This is a genomic window from Burkholderia sp. AU4i (assembly GCF_000466765.1).
Classification (GTDB): domain Bacteria; phylum Pseudomonadota; class Gammaproteobacteria; order Burkholderiales; family Burkholderiaceae; genus Burkholderia; species Burkholderia cepacia.
Genome location: NZ_ASSI01000152.1, coordinates 1 through 24,601, shown reverse-complemented (window position 1 = coordinate 24,601; position 24,601 = coordinate 1). Strand labels below are relative to the sequence as shown.

The 24,601-nt window shown below is 66.3% G+C and carries 21 protein-coding genes and 2 pseudogenes; 9 read left to right on the top strand and 14 right to left on the bottom strand.

Going from position 1 to position 24,601, the window contains the following annotated elements; genetic code table 11:
* The first annotated feature begins 17 nt into the window (after positions 1-17).
* The 3 genes and pseudogenes from L810_RS30535 to L810_RS49340 form a co-directional block, all read left to right on the top strand.
* Complete coding sequence (locus L810_RS30535) at positions 18-3,311, top strand: DEAD/DEAH box helicase (protein WP_021162090.1); 3,294 nt, start codon at positions 18-20, stop codon at positions 3,309-3,311.
* Between the two features lie 111 nt (positions 3,312-3,422).
* Positions 3,423-4,577: an acyltransferase family protein gene (locus tag L810_RS30530; RefSeq protein ID WP_021162088.1), complete on the top strand. Its 1,155-nt coding sequence runs from the start codon at positions 3,423-3,425 to the stop codon at positions 4,575-4,577.
* A 134-nt stretch (positions 4,578-4,711) separates the two neighbouring features.
* Positions 4,712-4,819: pseudogene (locus L810_RS49340) on the top strand (carboxymuconolactone decarboxylase family protein); the annotation flags it as partial.
* A gap of 9 nt (positions 4,820-4,828) precedes the next feature.
* Here L810_RS49340 and L810_RS30520 read toward each other — a convergent pair.
* From L810_RS30520 to L810_RS30475, 10 genes are all read right to left on the bottom strand, one after another.
* Complete coding sequence (locus L810_RS30520) at positions 4,829-5,617, bottom strand: hypothetical protein (RefSeq protein WP_021162087.1); 789 nt, start codon at positions 5,615-5,617, stop codon at positions 4,829-4,831.
* A gap of 123 nt (positions 5,618-5,740) precedes the next feature.
* Complete coding sequence (locus L810_RS30515; RefSeq protein ID WP_042976771.1) at positions 5,741-6,097, bottom strand: hypothetical protein; 357 nt, start codon at positions 6,095-6,097, stop codon at positions 5,741-5,743.
* Positions 6,098-6,382: 285 nt separating this feature from the next.
* A complete protein-coding gene (locus tag L810_RS30510) occupies positions 6,383-6,640 on the bottom strand; it encodes a hypothetical protein (RefSeq protein WP_080938725.1) in 258 nt (85 codons plus the stop codon).
* Between the two features lie 185 nt (positions 6,641-6,825).
* Positions 6,826-7,890: a 2-aminoethylphosphonate aminotransferase gene (locus L810_RS30505; RefSeq protein WP_021162086.1), complete on the bottom strand. Its 1,065-nt coding sequence runs from the start codon at positions 7,888-7,890 to the stop codon at positions 6,826-6,828.
* Positions 7,890-9,071 carry a phosphonopyruvate decarboxylase gene (gene aepY / locus L810_RS30500; protein ID WP_021162085.1) on the bottom strand — a complete coding sequence of 394 codons (1,182 nt, stop codon included), beginning with the start codon at positions 9,069-9,071 and terminating at the stop codon, positions 7,890-7,892. Before aepY ends, L810_RS30505 begins: the two co-directional genes overlap by 1 nt.
* A complete protein-coding gene (gene aepX, locus L810_RS30495) occupies positions 9,068-10,753 on the bottom strand; it encodes a phosphoenolpyruvate mutase (protein ID WP_021162084.1) in 1,686 nt (561 codons plus the stop codon). Before aepX ends, aepY begins: the two co-directional genes overlap by 4 nt.
* Positions 10,750-11,517: a phosphocholine cytidylyltransferase family protein gene (locus tag L810_RS30490; RefSeq protein ID WP_021162083.1), complete on the bottom strand. Its 768-nt coding sequence runs from the start codon at positions 11,515-11,517 to the stop codon at positions 10,750-10,752. The genes aepX and L810_RS30490 overlap by 4 nt, the downstream gene beginning before the upstream one ends.
* A 36-nt stretch (positions 11,518-11,553) precedes the next feature.
* The gene (locus tag L810_RS30485) at positions 11,554-12,555 is read right to left on the bottom strand and encodes an HpnL family protein (protein WP_021162082.1); all 1,002 of its coding nucleotides are present in this window, start codon (positions 12,553-12,555) and stop codon (positions 11,554-11,556) included.
* Complete coding sequence (locus tag L810_RS30480; RefSeq protein ID WP_042976766.1) at positions 12,552-13,361, bottom strand: HalD/BesD family halogenase; 810 nt, start codon at positions 13,359-13,361, stop codon at positions 12,552-12,554. Before L810_RS30480 ends, L810_RS30485 begins: the two co-directional genes overlap by 4 nt.
* A complete protein-coding gene (locus L810_RS30475) occupies positions 13,358-14,038 on the bottom strand; it encodes a CDP-alcohol phosphatidyltransferase family protein (protein WP_021162080.1) in 681 nt (226 codons plus the stop codon). Before L810_RS30475 ends, L810_RS30480 begins: the two co-directional genes overlap by 4 nt.
* A gap of 655 nt (positions 14,039-14,693) precedes the next feature.
* Between L810_RS30475 and L810_RS30470 the strand changes: the two genes are divergently transcribed.
* Entirely contained in the window at positions 14,694-16,208 is a 1,515-nt protein-coding gene (locus L810_RS30470) for an acetyl-CoA hydrolase/transferase family protein (protein ID WP_021162078.1), read from the top strand.
* Positions 16,209-16,245: 37 nt separating this feature from the next.
* Here the strand turns inward: L810_RS30470 and L810_RS30465 are convergent, their stop codons facing one another.
* Positions 16,246-17,775: a DHA2 family efflux MFS transporter permease subunit gene (locus tag L810_RS30465; RefSeq protein ID WP_021162077.1), complete on the bottom strand. Its 1,530-nt coding sequence runs from the start codon at positions 17,773-17,775 to the stop codon at positions 16,246-16,248.
* A 135-nt stretch (positions 17,776-17,910) separates the two neighbouring features.
* Here L810_RS30465 and L810_RS30460 point away from each other — a divergent pair, with 135 nt between their 5' ends.
* On the top strand, positions 17,911-18,351 hold the full coding sequence (locus tag L810_RS30460; protein WP_021162076.1) for a MarR family winged helix-turn-helix transcriptional regulator: 441 nt from the start codon (positions 17,911-17,913) through the stop codon (positions 18,349-18,351).
* A 270-nt stretch (positions 18,352-18,621) separates the two neighbouring features.
* On the opposite strand, the gene L810_RS30455 is transcribed toward L810_RS30460, so the two are convergent.
* On the bottom strand, positions 18,622-19,119 hold the full coding sequence (locus tag L810_RS30455; RefSeq protein ID WP_021162075.1) for a DUF2938 domain-containing protein: 498 nt from the start codon (positions 19,117-19,119) through the stop codon (positions 18,622-18,624).
* Between the two features lie 140 nt (positions 19,120-19,259).
* Here L810_RS30455 and L810_RS30450 point away from each other — a divergent pair, with 140 nt between their 5' ends.
* The gene (locus L810_RS30450) at positions 19,260-19,685 is read left to right on the top strand and encodes a helix-turn-helix domain-containing protein (RefSeq protein WP_021162074.1); all 426 of its coding nucleotides are present in this window, start codon (positions 19,260-19,262) and stop codon (positions 19,683-19,685) included.
* Positions 19,686-19,799: 114 nt separating this feature from the next.
* On the top strand, positions 19,800-20,627 hold the full coding sequence (locus L810_RS30445) for a hypothetical protein (RefSeq protein WP_155836404.1): 828 nt from the start codon (positions 19,800-19,802) through the stop codon (positions 20,625-20,627).
* 5 nt (positions 20,628-20,632) lie between these two features.
* On the opposite strand, the gene L810_RS30440 is transcribed toward L810_RS30445, so the two are convergent.
* Positions 20,633-21,514, bottom strand: a complete 882-nt coding sequence (locus L810_RS30440; RefSeq protein WP_021162072.1) for a helix-hairpin-helix domain-containing protein — start codon at positions 21,512-21,514, stop codon at positions 20,633-20,635.
* Between the two features lie 180 nt (positions 21,515-21,694).
* Positions 21,695-23,236, bottom strand: a complete 1,542-nt coding sequence (locus L810_RS30435; protein WP_021162071.1) for a sigma-70 family RNA polymerase sigma factor — start codon at positions 23,234-23,236, stop codon at positions 21,695-21,697.
* Positions 23,237-23,534: 298 nt separating this feature from the next.
* Here L810_RS30435 and L810_RS30430 point away from each other — a divergent pair, with 298 nt between their 5' ends.
* Both L810_RS30430 and L810_RS30425 read left to right on the top strand, forming a co-directional pair.
* Positions 23,535-23,975, top strand: a complete 441-nt coding sequence (locus tag L810_RS30430; RefSeq protein WP_021162069.1) for a hypothetical protein — start codon at positions 23,535-23,537, stop codon at positions 23,973-23,975.
* A gap of 33 nt (positions 23,976-24,008) precedes the next feature.
* Positions 24,009-24,601, top strand: a pseudogene (locus tag L810_RS30425) (SH3 domain-containing protein); the annotation flags it as partial.

The window sequence follows — 24,601 nt, the reverse complement described above, 5'->3', positions numbered from 1 at the left end:
CCGAAATGATTCGCGAAATGGAGGCGGTGCTCGACTACTGGCATAGCGTCGAATTTTTCAATAGCTACGATCTCGACGATCAACTTGAACAGGCACGCAGGCGTCGCCAGGATACGATCTGCATACATGCCGACGAGACCGCGCGCGAGTGCTGGGACGCCGCGATCGGACAACCAGGCGAACTGTACCTCGTGCCGTTCGACGTATCGCTCGCGACACGTCTGATCGAAGCGCATGTGGCCGAGCGCGCGACGGCGCGGACTGTCATCGAACGGATCCGCGACGAAGAGATGGCGCCCGAGGGGCTGACATGCTTCGCCAAATTATCGATCGGAGCAGGCGGGCGATCGAGCGGCGACGCGTTGAGCGTTTCCGCGTTGCCGTGGGCCCTCGGACGGCTGCGTGAGGGCGAATTGACGGATCTCACCGCGGTCGCATTCGACGCGGACGCCGCAATGCTCAAGCGGGAGTTCGACATGCTGCTCGGTGGCGGTATGACCGAGATCGACTGCGACATGCTGATCGAGATGGCGCGGCGTCTGCAAAGATGGGCCGGCTTGGAGCCGGGCGACGGGCTGGTCGCATGGATCGCGATCAAGGCTGGCAACCACGGCAGGCCGGTGCGAGAGCGGCTTGCGGTGCCTCGCACTGACTGCGCGGTACCGCAAGCCGTGCCCGACGAGCCGGATGCGGCAGAGGGCGATGCGCAAGAGGACGACCCGGGCGACGTCCTGCCTATCCTGAACAGTTTTTACGTGCGGGATCTGGCAGACGCGCGGCGAACGCTCGATTCCGAATCGCCGCCGCGCGCATTGCTTGCTTATTTGGCCGCTCGAGATTCATCGAAGACGGACCTCGATGCGTATCCGGCCGGCCAGCGGGAAATCGCCGATTCGCTGCGTCCAATGCATGGTATCGCCGGGCGCTGGCCGTCGGTGCCCGCACACGTGCAGTCGCTGATGCAGCAATATTCGCTGAACAAGATGAAGATGCTGCGCGTCGGCGACATCCTTGCCGTCAACGGTCCGCCTGGAACCGGCAAGACAACGCTGTTGCGCGATCTGATCGCGCATCTGGTCGTTGAGCGCGCGTCCGCGCTGGCCGCATTGCCGGATTGGCGGGCCGGCCTGTCGGGGGAAAGCGTCACAGTCGATTTCGGCGGGAAAGGCTATCAGGTTCCTGCGCTTTTGCCCGCGTTGACGGGCTTTGAAATCGTCGTTGCATCTACCAACAACGGGGCGGTCGAGAATCTGTCGCTCGAATTGCCACAGAGCCGTCACGTCGATGCGGGCTTGCGAAGCCGGCTGTCCTACTTCGGCCCGGTTGCGACGAAATACGCGGGCAGTCACACGTTGAAGCCGTGGAAGCTCAAGGAGCCGGTGTGGGGGCTGGTTGCGGCTGCGCTCGGCAAGCGCGCCAATCGCTGGTTGTTCAGCAACATCTTCAACAACTATGCGGCAACGCCCGACGACAAGCCTGGCGACTTGTTCCTTTCCAACAGCGACGTCGATTTTTCGAGTTGGGATGCGGTCGGTGCGACGACTTACTGGCGCTACTTGCATCACTGGCGCAAGGGGGGCGTCGAACGCGTTCCGTTCCAGACTGCCCAGCGCAATTTCGACGCTGCGCTGAAACAATTCGAGTTCGCACAGCATGAGCTCGATCAGCTTGATGCGTATCTGAACGCGATTGAAGAGGCGTGGCCGCAGGTCGTTGAATGCTGCCCGGCCATCGCGCCGTTTAGCCGGTGCGGGCTGGAGCGGCAGCGCCGGATGCTCGACGCGCACATCGATCGGTTCCACGAGGATGCGCGGCAGTTCGAGCGTCGACTTGGCCCGTCGTGGCTGCGCTGGGCGTCAAAATGGCTCCGGCGCGATGCGTATCGCGGCTGGATCGCGGCGACTCAAGCCGCGACCGTATTGCGCAGGGTCAGCGACGATTTCAGGGAAGCCGAGCAGATACAAGCGAAATACGATGTTCCGCTCTGGAGCGGTGAAGACCTCGCATTCGGCGCGGAAATCGAGCGGGCCCGTAGTCAGAAACGTGCGTTCTGGCAAACGGAAGCCCTCAATGCACTGAGAAACGAACTATTTGCTTCGGCGATGGCATTGCACGAGGCGTTTTTCCTGACCGTTCACGCGGAACAGCCACGCTTCAATGAACTCGTTTACGCATTGTCGAACCTGCTGTCGCGTCCGCCAATAAGCGGTGCGAGCACACTATGGCAGTGGTTTTTCATGCTGACGCCAGTCGTGTCAAGCACGTTCGCGTCGATTCGCAAGCAATTTGCCGGTGTCGGGCCTGAAGGGCTGGGCTGGCTGGTGATCGACGAGGCCGGGCAAGCGGTGCCACAGGCTGCCGTAGGGGCGTTGATGCGCGCGCAACGGGTCGTGGTCGTTGGCGATCCGCAGCAAATTCCGCCGGTCGTCACGCAGTCGACGCAATTACTCGCGAACCTCGGCGACCACTGGCTCGGCACGCGCCGCGCGCGCTACGCGGTTGACCATCATTCCGTTCAGACACTGGCGGACCGTGTGTGTGCATTCGGCGTGAGAAATCCGACGATACCCGAACAGTTCATCGGTGTGCCGTTGATTATCCATCGGCGCTGCCACGATCCTATGTTCAACATCGCGAATGCGATCGCATATGGCGGGCGCATGTTGCATGAGCAGAAGACGTGGTCGACCGATGCGTATCTGCCTGCGCCGCATCCCATACTGGGCGCCAGCGCCTGGTGGGACGTGCGTGGCGCGGCGGAGGCGGGATCGAAGTACGTCGCGGAACAGGGCGAGCGGGTATTCGACGCGCTGACGCGACTTTACCGGCAAGCGATGGATGAAGCGGGTGCAATTACGATGCCCGACGTGTTCATCATCACCCCGTTCAGGCAGGTCAAGCACGGGCTCGTTGATCTATTGAGCGACCGCGAACGTTGGGAGCGTGCGCTGGCAGGCACCAGAAAACCCGTGCCGACCGACCTGGCGGAATGGATCAGGAAGTGTGTGGGAACGGTACACACGTTTCAGGGGAAGGAAAGCGAAGTGGTCTTTTTCGTGCTCGGTTGCGATTCGCGGCACGAAGGTGCGATGAACTGGGCATCGGCGGAGGCGAACTTGTTGAACGTCGCCGTTACGCGCGCGAAGAAATACCTTTATGTCGTCGGTGATCGTGTGCTTTGGGGAGAGAAGCGGCATTTCGAGGTTGCGCAGCCATTGCTGGAGCAGAACGTTCAACCGCCCGGTTTTCGGGCGGTGGGCGGCCGGGTGATGGAACGGCGTTCAGGCAGCGTGGTGCCCCCGGATTTTTGAAGCAATTTCATTCCGATATTTTTCATACAAAATCCCGGCGGCATATCGGCGTGCCGAAGCGAGGGCGGCGCTGGTCTGCTGCCCATCCACCGTGCCGACGGAAACCAGCCGATGAACCATCGCGTCACGCAGTTGACCGGATTGCGCGCCGTCGCGGTGGCGATGGTCGTGGTCGGACACGCCGAGCACGTGCTGCCCGGCGGCTACACGGGCTGGTACGCGCCGTTGCGGCTGATCGCCGACGGCCGGCTCGGCGTGCTGATCTTCTTCGTCCTCAGCGGCTTCCTGATCACCAACGTGCTGCGCGCCGAGTTCGCGCGCACGGGCGGCATCGCGCTGACGTCGTTCTACGTGCGTCGCGCGCTGCGGATCTGGCCGGCCTGCTATGTCTATCTCGCGGCGGTCGCGATCGTGGCCTTCGCCGGCTGGTTCGACGTCGATCGCCGGCAGTGGCTGTATGCGGCGCTGCACCTGTGGAACTACTCGGCGTGGTTCGGGCTGACCGGCGACAACGCGTTGCATCCGGACGGTGCGTGGTATCTCGGCCATTTCTGGTCGCTCGCGCTCGAGGAACAGTTCTACTGGTTCTGGCCGCTGCTGTTCGTGTACGGCATGCGGCGCGCCGGCACGCGCTGGCTGGCTGCGCTGATCCTGGTCGTGCCGCTGGTGCGCGCCGTCACGTACTTCGTGGCGCCCGCGCTGCGCGGGCAACTCGGGATGATGCTTCACACGGGCGTCGATCCGATCCTGATCGGTTGTTATGCGTCGCTCAACCGCGAACGGCTCGAAGCGTGGATCCGCTCGTGGCGCGGCGAGACGCGTATCGTGACGGCGATCATCGTGGTCGTGCTGATCGGCGGCCCGCTCGCCGAACATCGGTTCGGTGGCTTCTGGAATGCGACGTACGGCGTGACGCTCGAGGCCGCGCTGATCGCGATCGTGATCGTCGTGCTGAATTTCCGCAGCGAATTCTGGTGTGCGCGATGGTTGCGTACGCAGCCTGTCGTGTTCGTCGGCACGATCTCGTTCAGCCTCTATCTGTGGCAGCAGCCGTTCGCGAATCCGGATTTGCCGGTTGCGCACGCGTTTCCGCTTGGGATCGTGTGGGCGCTGATGGCGGCGACGGCTAGTTACTTTCTCGTCGAGAAGCCGTTCCTGCGGTTGAAGGATCGGTATACGGCGCGTGAGATGGGGCGGGGGCAGGAGGATGTGCTGCTCAGGCCGGCGTCGCCGGAGTGCATCGAGACGAATGCGGTCGTCAAATAAGGCAGTGCCCGGCCGCTCGATCGAACCAACGTCGCCGCGTGGATCGGCCATGATCCGGATGCCAATTTCTGGCATCGCCGGATGCCGCCGCCTGCAAGGCGACGCCGGCGATCGAACTCGGCGTATCGAAAGCGGAGCTGACGGAAGCACTGGGCGTAGCCGTGGCGATGAACGCCGGTGCGGCGCTGGCGTTTTCCTGGCGCGTGATGGATGCATACAACGACCTGTCGGACGCGCGCTGACGTGCCACGTTATTTCATTACGGAAGGTGGATACCAGAAGGTCCGGAACATGTCGATGCCGTACGACTTGCCGTCGTAGCGGACGGTCGTGCGGATCTGGCGCTTGTCCTTGTTCCGCGGCGGATCGACACGTGCGGTGATCGACAGGTCGGCGAATCCGTGGCTCGAGGTCTTTTCGACGGCGATCGTCATGTGCGCCGATTCCGTGAGCGTGTCGCCGATTTCGGGGCCGCAGGGACTGCCTTTGACGATGGTCCAGCCGTTCAGGTTCGTTCCGAACACGGGACGAATACGATTGCCTTCTCGAACCCACAGCGTCAGCTCGTTTTCCGCATAAGCCTCGGCGCAGTGCGGTACATTTGCGCCGCTCGTGAACACGACGCCGAATGCGCGGACATCGGGCGACAGCCGGTATGGTGCAGTGTCGATGCGATAGCTGTTTGGGTCGACCGTGGTGACTGCATCCTCTTCGACCACCGACCGCTCGGCCGCCGCAACCTTGCCGCCCTCAACGAGCGCGACGACCTGCAACTTCCTGCTTTCGTCCGGGTTCCTGCTCTTCGGCAGCGAGTCGAACGCGACGGCCGCGATCGTCGTTCCGGGCGCATTCGGCATGACCTTGCATGCGGATGCGACGACCAGCCGGTTGGTGTCGCGCGCGGCGAGGCGCGCGTTTGCGATGCCGGCCCAGCGGGCGATCGAAACGACGGTCGCGTCATCGCAAGCCTGAGTGTCGGCAGCCTGAACGGCGGGGGCGGTGACGAGCGCCAGAAATGGGGTGAAACGAAGGATTCTCATAGTCCCGATGGAAATAGGTTCTTCATTGATGCTGCCGATGTCGCTTACCGACCCGCTGCGGACCGTCGCTCCTGCCAAAAGCGGACACTTATCTCCAAGGTTCCGGCAGTGCGCTGCACCGAATCAAACTATGACCTGAGGCTGGCTACTGGAGTCATCGATTAACACAAGGGGACCTGTAACCTGTACGAGGTGACCGAGAATGGTCTTTATCAGCGACTCCCAGCCCTTCTCAAACCAGAGTTGCTGCCGCTCCTGATCTCCAGAATATTCGCTGATGTTGAGTAGCGTCCATCCGCCCTTGTCACCACCGAGTGTGGAGACAATCGACGCTTGCCAGTTGCAGCCGATTCCATTGTCTTGAATTTCCACGTTGAAACCATGAAGTTGGAGAAGGACAGCCTTGATCTCGCATCCGGTCGGAAAGCGAGACGAGACGTCAGGGTGTGGAACCCCGAGTTCCTGTAGCCAGGTCTTCATTTCAGAATCAAGTGGCCAAACAGTCCAAAGGATTCCCATGCTGTTGCAGTTCCGCTCGGTGTAATACGCGTGATCATCGACGATTTAGCTATTGATGTCGAATAGCCAGTTTTGGCCTACTCCTGCCCTTCGGCGAACAGCGCTTCGCGACGGTAGCAGACTCACGTGGAGGTCCGCTTCCGACCCGTAGCGGACCTTCAGTGTTCTCGAGAACAGTCGTTCAGAGCACATCAAACTGACATCGCACGGTATGTCGCAGGCCGCATTGACCGAGTGCTCCCCGGACTACGTCACCGGGGGCGGTAGCGGACTTCCGTCCTCGAATGTTCCAAGAAGCGTGCGCGCTTTTTTTAATAGGCGCTCGATTTCGACGAAAGGTAAATCCCTCTCAAAAAGGGAGACCTCCACCGAATTATTGACATCGCTGCGAAATACTTCGGCAACAACCTCTTCGTGGTCGTTGACGAGCTCGAGTCCAAGTCCATCACGCAGGACGTCTGAGGCCATTTGAAGTCGAAATACTCTACCTATATCTTCGGTCACGATGACTGATCCTTAGAAAGGCGACTCTGTCTTATATGGGATAAGAAATTGTGGACAATGTTAGCCGTGCCGTCGACCGTCCCCTCATGGCCGAATACTTACACTTCGCCCAAAGCTCCCGAGAAATCCACAGAAAATAAAAAAGGCCCTTGCGGGCCTTTCATAGACGAAGCTAGAAGCAACGCTTACCGCGTCAGCGCCGTAAACCCTTCCAGCAACCGCTCGACATCAGCCGCCTGAATCGCGCCCATCGTCGAAATCCGGAACAGTTCCTTCGACAGCCCGCCTTGCCCCGCGTAGATCACGAAACCACGCGCCTTCAAGCCGTCATGCAACGTCTCGTACGTCACACCCTGCGGCAACCGATACGCGCGCAGCACGACCGACGATTCACCTTCCGGCAGCACGAGCGGCATCCCGCGCGCCGCCAGCCCGGCCTGAGCCTGATCGGCGAGCGCCTTGTAATGCGCATGACGCGCACGCCAGCCGCCAGCCTCATCGAACTCGCGCAGCGCCTCGACGAGCGCGTAATACGCGTGCACGGAAGGCGTGAACGGCGTATTGCGCTGATCCTGCAGCTTTGCCAGGCGACCGAGATCGAGGTAGTAAGTGCGGCTTGCAGCCTTCGCGAGCGCGCTGCGGCGCACGATCACGAACGCCGCGCCCGGCACGCCGTGCAGGCACTTGTTCGCGGTCGCGGCCACCGCGTCGATGTCGCCGCCGGCGAAGTCGATCGCTTCCGCGCCGAAGCTGCTGACGCCATCGACGAGCATCTTCACGCCGCGCGAACGGCACACCTCGGCAATCGCGCCGAGATCGTTCAGCCGGCCCGTCGTCGTCTCGTGATGAATCACGGCGACATGCGAGTACCCACCCGCATCGAGCCGTGCGGCGATCTGCGCGAGATCGGGCGCCTGCATCCACTCATGCTTCAGCACCTCGTGCGCGATCCCGTACTGCGTCGCGATCTGCGTGATCCGCTCGCCGTACACGCCGTTCTCGATCACCAGCAGCTTGCCGTCCTGCGGCACGAGTGCCGCGATCATGCTTTCCACGGCGGCCGTGCCCGAACCCGTCATCAGCACGGCGGCCCATTCGGCCGGATCGAGCTCGTACGCGGCAACGAGGCGCGCACGTGCTTCGTCCTGCAGATCGAAGAATTCGCTTTCGCGATGGCACAGGTCAGGTTGCAGCAGGCTGCGGCGCACGCGTTCGGTGAGCGTGACCGGGCCGGGGTTCAGCAGCAGCATCAATGGGCTCCTTCAACGTGGGCTTCGGTCTGCGCGGCGCCGATGTGCCGCATCAGACGGGTCTTGACCTCGACCGGCGTGACGGTCGGGCGGGGCAGGCCGTCGGGCACGCCGGTGCGGATCGCCAGGCGCACGAACTGCGCACCGTCGCTCGACCCGGCCAGCGCCGTATCGAGCACGTCGAGCGTGTCGCCTTCGACCGCCGACGCGTAGCCGCATGCCGCCGCGACACTCGCGAACGACACGTGCTGCGACACCGTTGCCTGGCCGCCCGTCGATTCGTGCGCGCCGTTGTCGAGCAGCACGTGCGTGAGGTTCGCCGGGCCGTAGGTGCCGAGCGTCGCGAACGCGCCCATGCGCATCAGCGCGGCACCGTCGCCGTCGACCGCAACGACCTTCAGGTCGGGGCGTGCGAGCGCGAGGCCGAGCGCGAGCGGCGTCACGCAGCCCATCGAACCGACCATGTACAACTGGTTCGGGCGATCGTCGATTGCGTAGAGTTCGCGGCCGCAGAAGCCGGTCGATGCGAGCACGACGGTCGAATCGACCGGCGTGTGCGCGATCACGCGCTGCAGCGCGTCCTGGCGGGTCGGCCACGCTTCGGCCGACGCGGCGCGCGACGACGCTTGCGCGGCGACATGCGCGCGCGGCCTGGCCGCCGGGTTTGCCTTCAGCTCATACGGCGCGACGCTGCCTTTCTGCATCACGAGCGCGTACGGGCGGCCTGTCGCGTCCATGTGCGCGATCGCGCGGTCGAGTGCCGGGCCGACCTGTTCGGGGTCGGTCGGGAACGTCTCCCACGGGATCTCCATCGTGTCGAGCATCGCGGGCGTGATCGGGCCCATCAGCGCGTGCTGCGGCTCGTCGGATACGCCCGGCTGGCCGCGCCACGTGACGATCAGCAACTGCGGCAGGCGGAACGTCCAGGTCAGCGACGTGAGCGGGCTCACCGCGTTGCCGAGCCCCGAGTTCTGCATCATCGCGATGCCGCGCTTGCCGCCGAGCGTCGCGCCCGCGATCAGCGCGACCGCGTCGCCTTCGTTCGCGGCCGACACGTAATTCAGCGTCGGGTCCTGCAGCACGTAATTGATGAACGGCGTCAGGTACGAGCAGGGCACACCCGCGTACCAGTCGAAACCGCGCTCGCGCGCGGCCTCGACGAACTGTGCCGCTTCGATCATTGCGCGCCCCCGTTGCCGGTGCCCGGTTCGGACAGCGGCGTCTGGCCGTGCGCGAAGTCACCCGCGCGGCGGAAGTCTTCGAGGTCGTTCACACCGCGCCAGTGGCCGTGCACGTACTGCACTTCGATCTTCTCGCCGGCGGCGATCAGTTCGTTGAGCAGCGACGGGATGTCGAGCGTGTCGAAATCGTCGCGCGCCTGCAGCGTCGCGAGCATCGCCTTCAGGCGCTCGACACCGGCACCGCGCACGTTCAGCAGGCCGATCCAGCGGCCGTGCGGCGTGCCCGTGGCGACGTCGCTCGATACGCGTTGCAGGTAGGTCTTCTGGCCGAACAGGCCGCGATCGTCGGCCGCCGAGCACAGCGCGAAATCGCGCACGCTCTGGTTGGTTTCCGTCAGCGACGAATCGACCACCACGCTGAACTCGGCCTCGCTCTCCGCGAGGTCGCGCACGATGTAGCTGCGGAACAGCAGGTCGCCGTACGAGATCACGGTGTCGCCGGTCAGGCGTTCGGCCGCACATGCGAGCGACGCGAGTTCGCCCGTCTGCGCATGGCGCTCGTTGACGACGAGCTTGATGCCCGACGTGTCGATCGCGTCGGCGCGATAACCGCCGACCACGGTGATGTCGTTCACGCCGTGCGTCTTGAAGCCGTCGACGAGCCAGCGCAGCAGCGGCTTGCCGGCGACCGGCAGCATGACCTTCGGCTTGTCTTCGGTCACCGCTTCGAGGCCCTTGCCGCGGCTCGCGGCGAGCACGATCGCCGCGTTCGACGCGCGCGACGACGACGACAGGTAGATGCGCTCGGCCGCCGAGTATTCGTCGGCATCCTGCAGGCGGAAGATCTCGTTGACCGATGCCACGCGGTCCTCGACGTTGATCAGCGTTTCGCTCTCGTGGATCTCGCGCGCGGTCGCCTGCATCGCGGATGCCGACGCGCGGATCAGGTGGTTCGCCCAGATCACGGTGCTGATGCCGGCCTGGCGGAACACGTCGGTCGGCGTGCTGTAGTACTTGGTCGGCACGATCACGAGCGGCGCCTTGCCGCTCCATTCGCGCGCGAACTGCAGGATCTCGTCCGGGCGCGACAGCTTGCTGTGGATCAGGATCGCGTCGGCGCCGGCTTCCGCGTACGCGTTCGCGCGACGCAGTGCCTCGTCCATCCCCCAGCCTGCGATCAGCGCTTCGACACGCGCGACGATCGAGAAGTCGGGATCGGTCTGCGAATCCTTGCCGGCCTTGATCTTGCCGCAGAATTCGTCGATTTCCGCGAGCGGCTGGCGCTCGCCGCCGATGAAGCTGTTGGTCTTCGGGAACTGCTTGTCCTCGATACAGACGCCGGCGATGCCGCGCTGCTCGAGCTTCTTCACGAGGCGGCGCACGTTGTTGAAGTTGCCGTAGCCGGTGTCGCCGTCGAGCAGGATCGGCAGGTCGCTTGCATCGGCCATGAATTCGAGCACGTCGACGACCTGCGTCCAGCTCGCTTCGTTGTTGTCGCGCACGCCGAACTGGGCGGAGATCGCGAGGCCCGATGCCCAGATGCCCTTGAAGCCGGCCTCGCGGACGATCCGCGCGGACAGGCCGTTGTGCGCTTCCATCAGGAACTCGAGATCGCTGCTGACGAGCATTCGGCGCAGGCGGGCGCTGCGCGATTCGGTGAAGTTGGGTTCGCGTGCGTTCATCGTGCGACTCCTGCGGTGGTGCGTTGAATCAGGGGGAGGATTTCTTGGGTGGCGCGGGCGACGTCGTTCGGGAAGTCGATCTCGATCCACGGCGAGCCGGTGACGTCGGCGACGTCGAACGAATGACCGCCTTCGAGCAGCAGGTCGCGCACGGCTTCCTCGTGCGGCATGTTCGCGCGGCCGCTGTCGACGTAGCCCGCGACGATCGTCGCGAGGCGGCGCGCGGTGCCTTCGGTGAAGCGGAAGAAGCCGACCGATTCGCCGATCGTGTCGTATTCGAGGTCGACTGCGAGCTGCTTGCGCAGCTCGACCGGCACGCCGTTCTTCAGGCACAGCTTGACGGGTTCGTCGCCGGCCTCGAAGTCGCGGTCGATCAGCAGGCGATCGACCGCCTTGTCGGCATCGGCCACCAGCGCGTGCAGGATGTTCTCGTCATACAGCACGTCGGCGTCCATCAGCAGCACGTCGCCGCCGCGCGTCATCGCGTCGGCGACGGTATGCACGGTCAGCACGCTGCCGAGGTCGTAGCGTTCGTTGACCACGATCTCGGCCTGGCGGCCGAGGCGCTTCAATTCCTGCTCGACCTTCTCGGCCTGGAAGCCGAGCCCGAGCACGATTTCGTCGACGCCCGCGGCATCGAGCACGCGCAGATGGCGCTCGAGCAGCGACACGTCGTCGAAGCGCAGCAGGCACTTCGGGAACTGTGCCTCGGGCGGTTGTTGCAGGCGCAAGCCGAGGCCTGCCGCAAGAATGATGGCTCGCATGGGTTCTCCAACCAAAAAGCCGGCGGATCTGAACGATCAGTCGGCGAGCGGCTGCGGCGCACGGCGCCGCTGCCAGTTTCTTTCACTGAAATGCAGATAGAGCAGGCCGGGCAGGCCGAGCGCGAGTTCGCGCGCGCGCTTCGCGAGCGACAGCGCGAGCGCCGCGTCGGGCGGCAGTCCGACCAGCGGCGCGAGCAGCAGGTAGCCGCCTTCCTGCGCGCCGAGCGAGCCCGGGATCGCGAAGGCCGCGCCACGAATGGCCTGGCCGACGCTCTCGAGCAGCAGCGCGTCGAGCCAGCTCACCGGATGCCCGAGGAAGTGCAGCGCGAGCCACACTTCCGCGGTGCCGACGATCCAGCCGACGAGACTCAATGCGAACGTCTTCGCGACCTTCGCACGATCGCGGTACAGCGCGCCGACCGCGTCGTCGATCGCATCGGCGCGGGTCGCCAGCGACGACCAGTCGCGCGGGCCGAGCAGCTTCGACGCGAGGCGCAGGCCGCGGCCGAACAGCCCGCGCCGCTGCGCGACGTAGAACAGCGCGGCGAGGGCGCCGAGCACGCCGGTGGCGATCAGCGCGGGTGTGCGCAGGTGCGCGACCGATTCGTGCGTGGCGTACAGGCTGAACGCGGCGATGCCGATCAGCGCGAACGCCATTTGCGAGAGCGCCTGCATCGTCGTGCTGACGGTGACGGCGGCCGCCGCGTCGGCCATCCGCGTGCCGCGCTGCGCGAGGTGGCGCACCATCAGCACGGGGCCGCCGATCTGCCCGGCGGGCAGCAGGCTGTTCACCGATTCGCCGACCCAGCGCGCGCGCAGCGCATTGCCGAGTTCGGCGCCGGGCTGGCCGTGGCGGAACATCACGGAGATCGCCATCGCGTCGATCACGAGCGGCACGACGTGGAACGCCGCGACGAGCGCGAGCCCCCAGCCGGCCGCGAGGAACGTGGACGCGACCGCGCCGACGCCCTGCCAGGCCAGGAGCGCGACGAAGAGTGCGGTCCCGAGGGACAGCAGGATCAGGCCGGCGCGTGTCATGACCCGGTCGGGCGTCGCGTCGCCAGTTGCTTGAACACCTGGCGGAAGCCGAAATACGCGATCGCGTCCTTCATGTTCGAGATGAAGCGCTTCCACGGGCGCATGCCGGGGTTCGTGACGTATTCGAAGGTGAGCGACACACGCATCTCGTTCTGGCCCAGCGGCGTGATGCGGTGGCGCAGCTTGTCGCCGTCGAACAGCACGATGCCGCCGTCGGCGATCTGGACGGAGCCCGGTTCGTCGGCCACGTCCGGATTGCGCGTGTGCAGTTCGTAGTCGAGCCGGCACGACGATTCGTCGATCACGCCGATCAGCAGCGTATAGCGGCGGCCGTCGTAGTACGACGTGTCGTAGTGCCAGCCGATGTGGTCGCCGGGCTTCGTGTAGTAATACAGCGCATACGCGTGCGGATCGTCGTCCGGCGACAGCATCAGCTTGTCGCCCGTGACCTTCTCCAGGAAGGAGATGAGTGCCTTCGAGCGATACAGCTCGGCGATGTACGGTGCCTGCTCGTCGATCGTATGGCGGCTCACGCTGCCGCCCTGCTTGTGGCCGGGCAGGTAATTGCGGTTCAGGCCGGCCTGCATCGCGCGGGCGGCGTGCGCCAGCTTCGCGTGCGCGTCGGCCGGCAGGAAGGTGTCGAGGTACAGGAACGAGCCCTGGCGCGTGTAGTCGCCGCGCAGGCGGTCGAGGTCGAGCGAACCGACGCAGTCGGCCACGGTGCGATCGGGATCGGCGGCGGCCGCGCGCGCAGGCGCGGGGCGTGCCGGGCTCAGCACGGAGTCGTCGCGCGTGCTAGGAGTCATTTGGAAGCCTGGATTTCAGTTGGATTCTGCGCGACGTTGCCGCGCCGGACGATGCGCCACCAGTCGATCACGACCCATGCGGCGAAGAGCGGGGCGCCGATCGACGCCGCGAGCAGGAACGGCTCGACGCCGTCGAAGAGCGTCACGAGCGGCAGCAGGTACAGCACGTCTTCGGTTTCGAAGCCGCCGGCGAACGCCTGCTTGGTGCCGGCCTTGCCGGCGATCGATTCGATCCGCATGCGCAGGAAGAAGATCAGTGCGACGGCGGCGCCGGCCACCGCGCCGAGCAGCACCGGCGACGCGGCCATCTGGCCGCCCTGGGCGACGATGCCGAGGCCCATGCTGACGAACAGCGCGATCGTGACGAGCGCGTCCGCCGCGAGGTCGTAAAAATGACCGATCTTGCTGGATTTCCCGCTGATGCGGGCGAGCTCGCCGTCGGTGTGGTCGACGAAGTTCGACAACACGATCAGGAACGCGCCTGCGTTGCTCCAGCCGAAGCCGCCGTGCGCGAGGCACCAGGCGCCGGCGAGGCCGATCAGCAGACGAACGGTGGTGAGGTGATTCGGGGTGACGGGCGTGTCGACGAGCGGTCGGACAAGCGAGCGCGCGAGCCGCGCATCCCAGGTGCGTGGCAGGGGCGGTTCGGAACGTGTGGCGGTTTTTCTTTGGTCCATCGGCGAAATATATACGGAATTGTAATTTGTTGCTTTTTATTCGATCAATGTCCTGACATGAGGGAGTGTTACCGCGTCTTGCGACGATCGGCCGACCGAAAAACGCGTGCGCGAAAGGGCGGCCGAACGGGGCTGCGGGATCCGTATTCCAGTGTGGTTCGCATGGCGTGCCTGTCAAGGACGGACGGGCCTCGGAGGCCGGTGCGGCGGTGTTTTTCGCACATCCCGGCGGGGGATGCGCGGCGCGTGCGGGCTTGACGTGCGTCAGTCCGGCACAACCGGCATCGGGTGACAATTGGCCGCGCCGGATACGGCATCGACCATTGCCGATCGACAGGCGATGAATCGCAACGGAAATCCGTCGATTGACGTGTGCGGATTGTTGATCGTCGACCGGTCGTTATGTCCGATGCTTTCGTGCACCTTTCATGTGCATTCGAATTGAACGGGGCGCCTGTCACAGAACGGCCGTTCGATACGCGGCAAATCCGGCAACGATCTTTTTCATACGGTGGACATTTCGCGGCGACCGCCTCTGAGATACTCCGACCATGCCTGTGGTGCCGGCCGCCCGTCGCGGCCACAAGGGCTTCATGTCGCTCAGGAGACACCCCCAGCGACGTCAACGACAGACCAGAGCATCAGAAATCCAGCCATGTCTTCATCACGCATCCTCGCTCCCGCCCTGCGTTCGCTCGTCCGCACCGCCGACGAAGCCGCCGCGCTGATCCGTCCCGGCATGACCGTCGCCATGAGCGGCTTCACGGGGTCGGGCTATCCGAAGGCCGTTCCGGCCGCGCTCGCCGCCCACATCGACGCGGCCCACGCGCGCGGCGAGGACTTCCGGATCAACGTGCTGACGGGCGCGTCGACCGCACCGGAACTCGACGGCGCGCTTGCCCGCACCAACGGCATCTCGATGCGCCTGCCGTACCAGTCCGACCCGACGCTGCGCGACAAGATCAACGGCGGCGAAGTCGACTACCAGGACGTCCACCTGAGCCACGTCGCGCAATACGCATGGTTCGGGCTGTACGGCGATCTCGATGTCGCGATCGTCGAAGTCGCGGGCATCCGCGAGGACGGCCTGCTGATTCCGTCCGCCTCGATCGGCAACAACAAGACGTGGCTCGAACGCGCGAAGCACGTGATCCTCGAAGTCAACTCGCGCCAGCCGCTCGGCCTCGACGGGATGCACGACGTCTATTACGGCACCGCGCTGCCGCCGCACCGCAAGCCGATTCCGCTGACGAAGAGCGACGACCGGATCGGCGAGCCGTATCTGCGCTGCCCGGCCGAGAAGATCGTCGCGATCGTCGAGACCGACGCACCGGATCGCAGCAACGCGTTCTCCGCGCCGGACGCGACGTCGAAGCAGATCGCGCACCAGCTGATCGATTTCCTGCGCCACGAAGTGAAGCGCGGCCGCCTGCCGGAAAACCTGCTGCCGCTGCAGTCGGGCGTCGGCAACATCACGAACGCGGTGCTCGCGGAGCTCAGCTCGGCCGGCTTCTCGAACCTGACCGCGTACACCGAGGTGATCCAGGACGGCATGCTCGACCTGCTCCAGGACGGCACGCTGAGCTTCGCGTCGGCCACCGCGCTGTCGCTGAGCCCGGCCGCCGTGCAGCGCTTCGCCGACGAAATCGCGACGTTCCGCGAGAAGATCGTGCTGCGCCCGCAGGAGATCAGCAACCATCCGGAACTCGTGCGCCGTCTCGGCTGCATCGCGATGAACGGGATGATCGAGGCCGACATCTACGGCAACGTGAACTCGACGCACGTGATGGGCACGAAGATCCAGAACGGCATCGGCGGCTCGGGCGACTTCGCGCGCAACGGCTACCTGTCGTGCTTCATGTCGGCGAGTACCGCGAAGGGCGGCGCGATCTCGCGGATCGTGCCGATGGCGAGCCACGTCGACCATACCGAGCACGACGTCGCGGTGGTCGTCACCGAGCAGGGCCTCGCCGACCTGCGCGGCCTGTCGCCGAAGCAGCGTGCACGCAAGGTCATCGCGACCTGCGCGCATCCCGACTACCGGCCGATGCTCGAGGATTACTTCGAGCGTGCGTCGCGCGAGAGCTTCGGCAAGCACACGCCGCACCTGCTCGCCGAGGCGCTGTCTTGGCACGAGCGTTACGTGCGTACCGGGACGATGAAGGCCTGACGGTTCGGCCTGCGACGGGCGCGCGCCTGTCGCATCGTCAATCCATCGCCGCGTGCGCGATCTCCACGCTCGCCGTTTTCTGCGGCGGGCGGATCAGCAGCAACAGCGGAATCATCAGCAGCGTCGCGACGAACATCAGCTTGAAGTCGTTCAGGTAGGCGATCATCGATGCCTGCTGGTTGATCGTGCGGTCGAGCAGCGCGATGTCGAGACGGCTGCCGGCCATCGCCTGCACGGCCGGGTTGAACGGCGTGATCTGCGCGGCGAGATCGGCGTGCGACACCTGCGTGTTGCGCGTCATCAGCGTCTGCACGATCGAGATGCCGATACTGCTGCCGATGTTGCGCATCAGGCTGTAGGTGGCCGTGCCGTCCGCACGCAGGTCGGGCGGCAACGTCGAGAACGACAGCGCGCTGAGCGGCACGAACACGAGCCCCAGCCCGAAGCCCTGCACCACGCCCGGCCACACGATGTCCGCTTCGGACAGCACAACCGTGTACTGCATCATCTGCCATAGCGCGAGCGCGGAAATCGACAGCCCCGCGAGCAGCAGCATCCGCGCATCCACGTATTTCAGCAGCCTGCCGACGAACAGCATCGCGATCATCGTGCCGGCGCCGCTCGGCGCGGTGACGAGGCCCGTCGTCGCGACCGGGTAGCCCATCAGGTTCTGCAGCATCGGCGGCAGCAGCGCGCGCGTCGCGTACAGCACCGCGCCGACCACGAAGATGAACAGCGTGCCCGTCGCGAAGTTCGGGTCGCGCAGCAGTTCCGACTTGAAGAACGACGCCTTGCCGACGGTCGCGGTATGCACGAGGAAGAACGCGAAGCTGAGCGCCGCGACGATCGCCTCGATGCGGATCTCGTACGAGCCGAACCAGTCGAGCTGTTCGCCGCGGTCGAGCATCGCCTGGAACGCGCCGATCGCGAGCGCCAGCGTCGCGAAGCCGAACGCGTCGAATTTCACGTGCGGGCGCGGCGCGCGGGCGGGCAGGAAGGTCATCACGCCGGCCAGCGCAAATGCGCCGATCGGCACGTTGATGAAGAACACCCAGCGCCAGTTGTAGCTGTCGGTGAGCCAGCCGCCGAGCGTCGGGCCGAGGATCGGGCCGACCATCACGCCCATCCCCCAGATCGCCATCGCCTGGCCTTGCTTCTCGCGCGGGTTGATGTCGAGCAGGATCGACTGCGACAGCGGCACCAGCGCGGCGCCGAACACACCCTGCAGCAGGCGGGCGCCGACGATCTGCACGAGTGTCTCGGACAGCCCGCACAGCGCGGATGCGACCGTGAAGCCCGCGATCGACACGATCAGCAGCCGCTTCACGCTGAGCCGGTCGGACAACCAGCCGGTGAGCGGTGTCGCGATCGCCGCCGCGACGATGTAGGAGGTCAGCACCCACGTGATCTCGTCCTGCGACGCGGACAGCGTGCCTTGCATGTGCGGCAGCGCGACGTTCGCGATCGTGCTGTCGAGGGTCTGGATCAGCGTGGCGAGCATGATCGACAGGGTCAGCATCGGCCGGTTCAGGGCGGGCGAGGCGGGGGCGTCGGCGGCGGGGTTCAAGCGGGTGTCTCCGTGGGGCGGTCGCCGTGGGCGGCGATCCGGTATCGCTGGAATTATAAGCACGCTTATTATAGATCCGCTTATCGCTGGGCCGCGAGCGATGGGCGGCTGTCGGCTTGACCCTATAATCTCCGCATGGACAAGACCTACGAGAACCGGATCGGCTACCTGATTTCCGACGTGGCCCGCCTGAACGGGCGCCTGTTCGACCGGCGCGCGAAGCGCATCGGGCTGACGCGCGCGCAAAGCCGCGTGATCGCATACCTGACGTGGAAGGGCGAGATGAATCAGGCGCGGCTCGCCGAATGGCTCGAGATCGCGCCGATCTCGCTGACCCGGTTGCTCGACCGGATGGAAAGTTATGGCTGGATCGAGCGCGTCGCGAACGACGACGATCGCCGTGCATTCGTGATCCGGCTGACCGACAAGTCGCGCGAGATCTTTCCGCAGATGCTCGAAGTGGGTGACACCGTCGTCGACGACGGTTTGCGCGGCTTCACGCCCGACGAGCGAGATACGCTGGTGCGGCTGCTCGGGCGCGTGCGCCACAACCTGATCGACTGCGGCGGGGAGTGATGGGTGGCGTCATCCGGGCCGGCCGGATGCACGCGTTGACCGCAACGGGAAGACCGGGTGGCCGCGCGCAGGCGTGCCACGTTGGCCCGTATGACGGCATGGGCGTGGACATTGCCTCGCCGTTGCGCCCGTACGGCGGCCCGACGCGGCCATCGCTCGGCTCGCGCGGGACAAAGCGCCCGGCAAACTTCGACGAAGCGCTTGTGCGGGCGTCGACGTCGGCTCCGTGGAGCCGACGCTACCCGTCACGGCTTCGGCAAGACGGCGTGCTCAACGGGGCAGTGCTGCCAGCGTGAACGCCGCCAGATAAAGTCCCACGCCGTACGACAGATGCGCGATGACACTGCGCCGGCGCGCGACGCCCGGGTGCGGCGTGCGCGACGCCGCGATGCCGAGGCCGAACGCGGGCTGCATCACGAAGAACGGCGCGACCACGCTGGCGAGGCCGGCGACGAGCGCGGGGAGCGGTGTCGGAGTGCCGATCCATGCGGTGCCCGCGATCGCGACGGGCAGCGCCGCGAACGCGATGCCGATCGCGTAATGCGCGATCCAGCCGAGCGTGCGTTCACCCGGCACGGGCGGCGCGGCGGCGATCGACGCGTGCCGGAACCGGCCTTGCGTCATGTGACCGATCCAGCGGCCGACCAGCGCATGGTCGAGCGACGGAATGCCGAATGCACGCCGGCGAAACAGCGCCCACAGATCCATCACGAGCGTGGCGCCCGTGCCGATCGGCAACAGGTTGAGCAGGACGTCGGGCAGGCTCATCGCGGACCACCGGCGCGGAGGGTGACGGCCGCGCGGCGCAGCGGGATACAGCGTGGTTTCGGCTGTTTCATGGCAGTCAGGGCTTGTCTTTGTGGAGTCGAGCACCTATCTTGCAACTTCAAGTTCACTTGAGGTCAAGCATGAGTCGGCTGGACATTGCGGATGTGGCGCGGCGCTCGGGATTGCCCGCGTCGACGCTGCGCTACTACGAGGAAAAGGGGCTGATCGTCCCGATCGGCCGCCACGGGCTGCGGCGGCAATACGACGAGTCGGTGCTGGAGCGGCTGGCCCTGATCGCGCTGGGCCGCGAGGCCGGTTTTTCGCTCGACGACATCCTCGCGATGGTGGACACGGACGGCCTGCCTGCGATCGATCGCGCGAAGCTCGACAGCAAGGCCGACGAACTCGACCGCACGATCCGCCGTCTCGGCGCCGTGCGCGATGCGCTGCGGCACGCGGCCGTGTGCCCGGCGGCGAACCATCTCGAATGCCCGTCGTTCCAGAAGCTGCTGCGCATTGCCGCGCATCGCAATCCGGCGCGTCGCGCGAAGGCGGACGGCGCATAGGTGTAGCGCGCCCTCGCGATGTGCGGGTGGCATCAGCAGTCCGGCGGCAGGGTGGCGGCGCCGCCATGCCCGGCCGGAATTCGAAAACGAAAGCAGGAACAACGGGGTTGACGCGTGTCGTTATTGCTTGCGCCATTGCTGGTGCTTTATGTGCTTCCGGCCGCATATGCGGCATCGAAGGTCGGGCCGCACTACGGATTTCTCGCGGGGTGCGCGACGATGGCGGCCGTGCTGGCGGCGCAGACTGTCCTGCTGACCTGGGGAACTGCCTGGGTGAAGCGACGGCGCGGCGGCATCGGGCAGCCCGAGACGGTCGCGCAGGCCGTTCCGGCCGACAGTCCGGACGAGGAACCGGCTGACGGCGCCGAAGACGCCGACGATGCCGGCGACGCGCCCGACGTACCGCTTCGATACGGCGAGCATGCACGATTCAAGCAAGTGGTTCCGATGGCTGGCAACACGCGGCCCGACGTCGCGCGCTATTTCTACGACAACGCGAAGCGGACGATCGAATCGTATGTGGACGTCGAGACGGGGCACGGCGATTCGGGCGCGTCGATGGTGTCGATGGCCGAACTTGCCGTCGAGGATCGCGTGCCGGCCGCGCCACCTGACCAAACGCTGACCGTGTTCGTGTCGAACGACGGCGCATGGTCGGGGTTCCGCGTGGGCGACGACAGCTTCCGCTTCCGTCACGGCGCGATCACGAGATTGCGGCTCACGCGGGTGATACCGATACGCTGGAAGGGCGGCTACACGGTGACGTTGTGGTTCGACGTGCCGAACCGGAAAAGCGGTGCCGATTACGTGTCGTATTCGACCTGGTTCGATCTCGAGGTGGAATATTCCGGTCGCCGCACACGCGCGCTCACTCATGCCTGTCGCGAGATCGCGTCCGTGCTCGGCGTGGCGTTCGACGTCGACGAGACCTCCGACGACTGACTGACTCAGCCCGCGTAGTACACGCGGCATTCCTGCTCGCGCCCGCGCACGATGCGCTTGCCGACGAGCGAGCCGACCGTTTCGGTGAAGACGGTGCGCTGGTGTTCGCGCTGCCCGGCGTCGTAGAAATAGAGCGAGACCCAGTCGGTCGGGCGGGAGGCCTCCGGCGTGCGCATCGCGGCAAGCAGGCACAGCGCCGTGAAATGCCAGCCGCCCTTGGTCATGTGCATCACGGGCGACGGCACGTAACCGTCCACGTTCAGGCGCCGGTGCGCGAGCGTCGGCAACACGCCGGCGGCGGCCTTGTTGCGGTACAGGCGGTCGATGTAGAGCAGCAGTTCGACGGGGGGCTCGGTGCCGGGGCCGGCGTCCTGCACGTGGCCCTGCCAGCGCCGGCGGCGGCTCAGCACATCGTCGAGCGCGGTGCGGATGCCGGCTGCGCGCCGCGGGCCGACGCCCGAGATCGTTTCGAGCTGGCCGTTGCGGGCCGCGCGTTCGAGCTCCTCGAGCGTATCGATGTGAAGCAGGTCGTGAATGCGTAACGCGAGCGCGTGGCCGATACCCGGTACCGCTTCGAATGCGGAAGTGCGTACGGCGTCGCCGCACAGCCGGTCGAGCTGCCGCCAGCGCCCGGTCACCAGCAGCTCGGCAATCGCCTGGGCGACGCCCGTGCCGATCTCGGGCAACGTACCGAGCGCATCGACGCCGCCGGACTCGAACAGCGTGCGGATGTCGAGGTCGAGCGCTTCGACCGTCCCGGCCGACGCGCGGTACGCGGCGACCCGGTAAGGATTCGCACCCTGGTCAGCCAGCCGCTGCGCCGCCTCGCGCAGGCAGGCCGCGATATGCCGGTTTTCCTCGTACGTTTGGCTGGCGCTCGTCTGCATCGCGAGGGACCCGGGGAAGCACAAACGGAATGGACACGGCGAACGATGCGCCGGTCGGCGTTTCATCATTGTCGCGACACGCGTTGAAGAAAACTTGACGCACGTCAATAGCAAACGTAGCACAGGTGCGAGGCGCACGGTCGTGCCGATCGGGGCACGACCGTGCGTCGCGTGATGCGGTCACGCGTCGAGAAACGACTGCGCGTTCTCGGCCTCGGCAGCCGTGCGCAACGCGGCGAGCGCCCGTTTCTCGATCTGGCGCACGCGTTCGCGCGACATGCCGGCATCGTGCGCGATCGCATCGTAGGTATCGGGCTCGGCGCCGCCGAGGCCGAACCGCCGGCGCAGCACGTCGGCCTCGGCCGGCGTGACCGACCGGAGCAGCGACCGCACACACTCGCGCATGCGCGTGTCGGCCAGTTGCTCGAACGGGCTGGCCGAAGCCTGGTCCTCGATCAGCTCCACGAGGCCGGTGTCCGCGTCGGGCAGCGGCGCATCGAGCGACACGGGCTCGGCAGGCAGCGCGAGCACCGCGCGCAGCTTGTCCTCGTCGAGGCCGGTTTCGGCCGCGAGTTCGGCCGGTGTCGCCCGGCGGCCCGTGCGCTGGTGAAAACGCAGTGCATGCCGTCGCACACGCTGGTACTGGTCGCCCACGTGCACGGGCACGCGGATCGTGCGAGCGCGATCCGCGACCGCGCGCGCGATCGCCTGGCGGATCCACCAGGTCGCATAGGTCGAGAACTTGAACCCGCGGCGGTATTCGAATTTCTCGATCGCGCGCATCAGGCCGAGGCTGCCGTCCTGCACGAGATCGGGCAGGTCGACGCCGCGGTTCATGTACTTGCGCGCGATCGACAGCACGAGCCGCAGGTTCGCCTCGAGCATCGCACGCGTGGCGTCGCGCACTTTCTGCTGGCCGTCGGCGAGCGCTGCGGCGAGTGCCCGCCGCGCGACCGCGTCGAAGCAGGCGGCTTCGCCTGCTTCGGTGCCGTGCGGCGCGGACGCGAGCGTGCCCACGACGCGGCTCGCGTCGTCGACCGCCGGTGCGAGCCACGCGATCGAGCCGAGCAGGGCCGCCATGCGGTTACGCGCGTCGCGGTATTCGTCCGAACGGACGCCATGCGCGTGCAACGCGCCGCGCAGGGCCGCGACGGCCGCCTGCAGTGCGTCGTAGCTGGCCGGGGCGGGCGTGTCGGGGGCGTCGCCGTCGCCGTCGGAAGACCCGGCGGCGCCGGTCGTCGCCGTCGCGCGGTGACGCGCAAGCAGCGAGTCGACCGCCGCCGGATAGCCGGCGATCGCATGCAGGATCTGGTGACGGCCCGTCTCGAGTTCGCGGGCAAGCACGATCTCGCCTTCGCGCGTGAGCAGCGGCACCGCCTGCATGCGCCGCATGTAGAGCGCGAGCGGGTCGGTCGACGCGCTCGTGCCGCGTGCGAGGTCGCCGAGCATCGCGCGGCCTTCGTCGAGCGCATCGCGATCGACGTCGACCGGCGACGAACCGGCGAACGGCGCTGGCGCGGCCGGCTCGTCGAGCACGGCGATGCCGATGTCGGCGAGTGCGGCGCGCACGACGTCGAGCGCGTCGGGGCTGTCGCTTTCGGGCGGCAGCGCGTCGACGAGGTCGGCGTGGGTCAGATAACCCTGTTCGCCGGCGAGCGCCAGCAACTGGATGATCGGATCGAGCGGCGTGTCCGCCCGGGGAGTGGGGCGTGGCGTAGTCATGTCGATGGCGGCGTGAGCCGCGCTCCTGTCTGGGCGGGCCGAAGTCCGCCGGTTTCGGGCCGCCGGTTGCTCGCGAACCCCGTCCGCGCCGGCCAGCCTGACATCGTTCAAGTTGAGGGCATTTGCGCGAACTTCAACGCGGGCGCGGCAGACCTGCCAGCACGCGGCGTGCCTGCGCGCGCATAGGGTGCCGGAAACAAAAAGTAACCGATCATACCGGGCGGAAATCTGCAGGGGACGTAAGCTAGAGTCAGGCGCGCAGCCTGGCTGCGCAGCGCAGATTCCGCCGGAGCAAGAAATGACCCCGATTCCTGCCGCGAGGTGTGCGGTACTCGCGTTGACCACGCTGGCCCTCGGCGGCTGTTATTACACGAGTCCGTACGGTTATGCGCCGTATTACGCGCCGGCGCCGGCCACGCTGACGCAGCGCGAGATACCCGTCACGCCGGCTGCACCGGGTACCGCCGCACCGAGCCAGGGCTCGACGGCGGTCGCGCCACCCGTGGCCGACCCGGCTCCCGTCTACGTCGCGCCGGCCTATCCGCCGCCGTATCCCTATCCGTATCCGTACTATGCCCCCGCGTATTACCCGGGCTGGTACGGCTGGGGAGCGCCGGCGATCTCGGTCGGCTTCTGGGGCGGCTGGGGTGGTGGCCACTGGCGCGGACGCGGCGGGGACTGGCATCGTCCGTGGGGCGGCGGCCACTGGGGTGGCGGCTGGGGCGGGCATCGGCACTGACCGGCGCGCGGCGGCACCGCGCGGGAGAGCATCATGACGAATTCGATTGTCCGAAGTCTGTACGCCGTCCTGCTCGGCCTCGCGGCCGCGCCGGGCGTCGCCGATGCGCAGAGCAGCGCCTACACGAACTCGCCGGCCGAACTGTTTGCGGGGCCGGCGCCCGACTATCCGGTGGTGGCGCAGATTCCGCCCGACACGGCGCTGGACGTCTTCGGCTGCCTGAGCGACTACTCGTGGTGCGACGTCGCGCTGCCGGGCGTGCGCGGCTGGATCGATGCGCAGTTGCTCGAGTATCCGTACCAGGGCAGCTACGTGCCGTTGCTCGAATACGGCGCGATCATCGGGGTTCCGGTGACGGGGTTCGCGATCGCCGCGTACTGGGATCGTTATTACCGGCACCGTCCGTGGTATCACGACCGCGATCGCTGGGCGCATCGTCCGGAACCGCGGCTCGGCCCCGGAGGCATGCCGCCGGGACAAGGCCGTCCGCAACCGGGCGGGCCGATGCAGGTTGCGCCGGGCGGCCCGCCGCCCGTGCACGACGCGCGGCCGTCGGCTGCACGCGGCGGCTGGAACGGCGCAATCCGCACACCGCCGCCGGCAGCACCGGCGCCTTCACCGATGCC

What these genes read in the sequence shown, in the direction of transcription:
- L810_RS30450 (WP_021162074.1), top strand. Translation starts at nt 19,260, where the DNA reads ATGAGTCGGCTGGACATTGCGGATGTGGCGCGGCGCTCGGGATTGCCC.
- L810_RS30460 (WP_021162076.1), top strand. Translation starts at nt 17,911, where the DNA reads ATGGACAAGACCTACGAGAACCGGATCGGCTACCTGATTTCCGACGTG.
- L810_RS30435 (WP_021162071.1), bottom strand. Translation starts at nt 23,236, where the DNA reads ATGACTACGCCACGCCCCACTCCCCGGGCGGACACGCCGCTCGATCCG.
- L810_RS30430 (WP_021162069.1), top strand. Translation starts at nt 23,535, where the DNA reads ATGACCCCGATTCCTGCCGCGAGGTGTGCGGTACTCGCGTTGACCACG.
- L810_RS30480 (WP_042976766.1), bottom strand. Translation starts at nt 13,361, where the DNA reads ATGACTCCTAGCACGCGCGACGACTCCGTGCTGAGCCCGGCACGCCCC.
- L810_RS30505 (WP_021162086.1), bottom strand. Translation starts at nt 7,890, where the DNA reads ATGCTGCTGCTGAACCCCGGCCCGGTCACGCTCACCGAACGCGTGCGC.
- L810_RS30520 (WP_021162087.1), bottom strand. Translation starts at nt 5,617, where the DNA reads ATGAGAATCCTTCGTTTCACCCCATTTCTGGCGCTCGTCACCGCCCCC.
- L810_RS30515 (WP_042976771.1), bottom strand. Translation starts at nt 6,097, where the DNA reads ATGAAGACCTGGCTACAGGAACTCGGGGTTCCACACCCTGACGTCTCG.
- L810_RS30470 (WP_021162078.1), top strand. Translation starts at nt 14,694, where the DNA reads ATGTCTTCATCACGCATCCTCGCTCCCGCCCTGCGTTCGCTCGTCCGC.
- L810_RS30490 (WP_021162083.1), bottom strand. Translation starts at nt 11,517, where the DNA reads ATGCGAGCCATCATTCTTGCGGCAGGCCTCGGCTTGCGCCTGCAACAA.
- L810_RS30535 (WP_021162090.1), top strand. Translation starts at nt 18, where the DNA reads ATGGAGGCGGTGCTCGACTACTGGCATAGCGTCGAATTTTTCAATAGC.
- L810_RS30475 (WP_021162080.1), bottom strand. Translation starts at nt 14,038, where the DNA reads ATGGACCAAAGAAAAACCGCCACACGTTCCGAACCGCCCCTGCCACGC.
- L810_RS30530 (WP_021162088.1), top strand. Translation starts at nt 3,423, where the DNA reads ATGAACCATCGCGTCACGCAGTTGACCGGATTGCGCGCCGTCGCGGTG.
- L810_RS30440 (WP_021162072.1), bottom strand. Translation starts at nt 21,514, where the DNA reads ATGCAGACGAGCGCCAGCCAAACGTACGAGGAAAACCGGCATATCGCG.
- L810_RS30455 (WP_021162075.1), bottom strand. Translation starts at nt 19,119, where the DNA reads ATGAGCCTGCCCGACGTCCTGCTCAACCTGTTGCCGATCGGCACGGGC.
- L810_RS30485 (WP_021162082.1), bottom strand. Translation starts at nt 12,555, where the DNA reads ATGACACGCGCCGGCCTGATCCTGCTGTCCCTCGGGACCGCACTCTTC.
- aepX (WP_021162084.1), bottom strand. Translation starts at nt 10,753, where the DNA reads ATGAACGCACGCGAACCCAACTTCACCGAATCGCGCAGCGCCCGCCTG.
- aepY (WP_021162085.1), bottom strand. Translation starts at nt 9,071, where the DNA reads ATGATCGAAGCGGCACAGTTCGTCGAGGCCGCGCGCGAGCGCGGTTTC.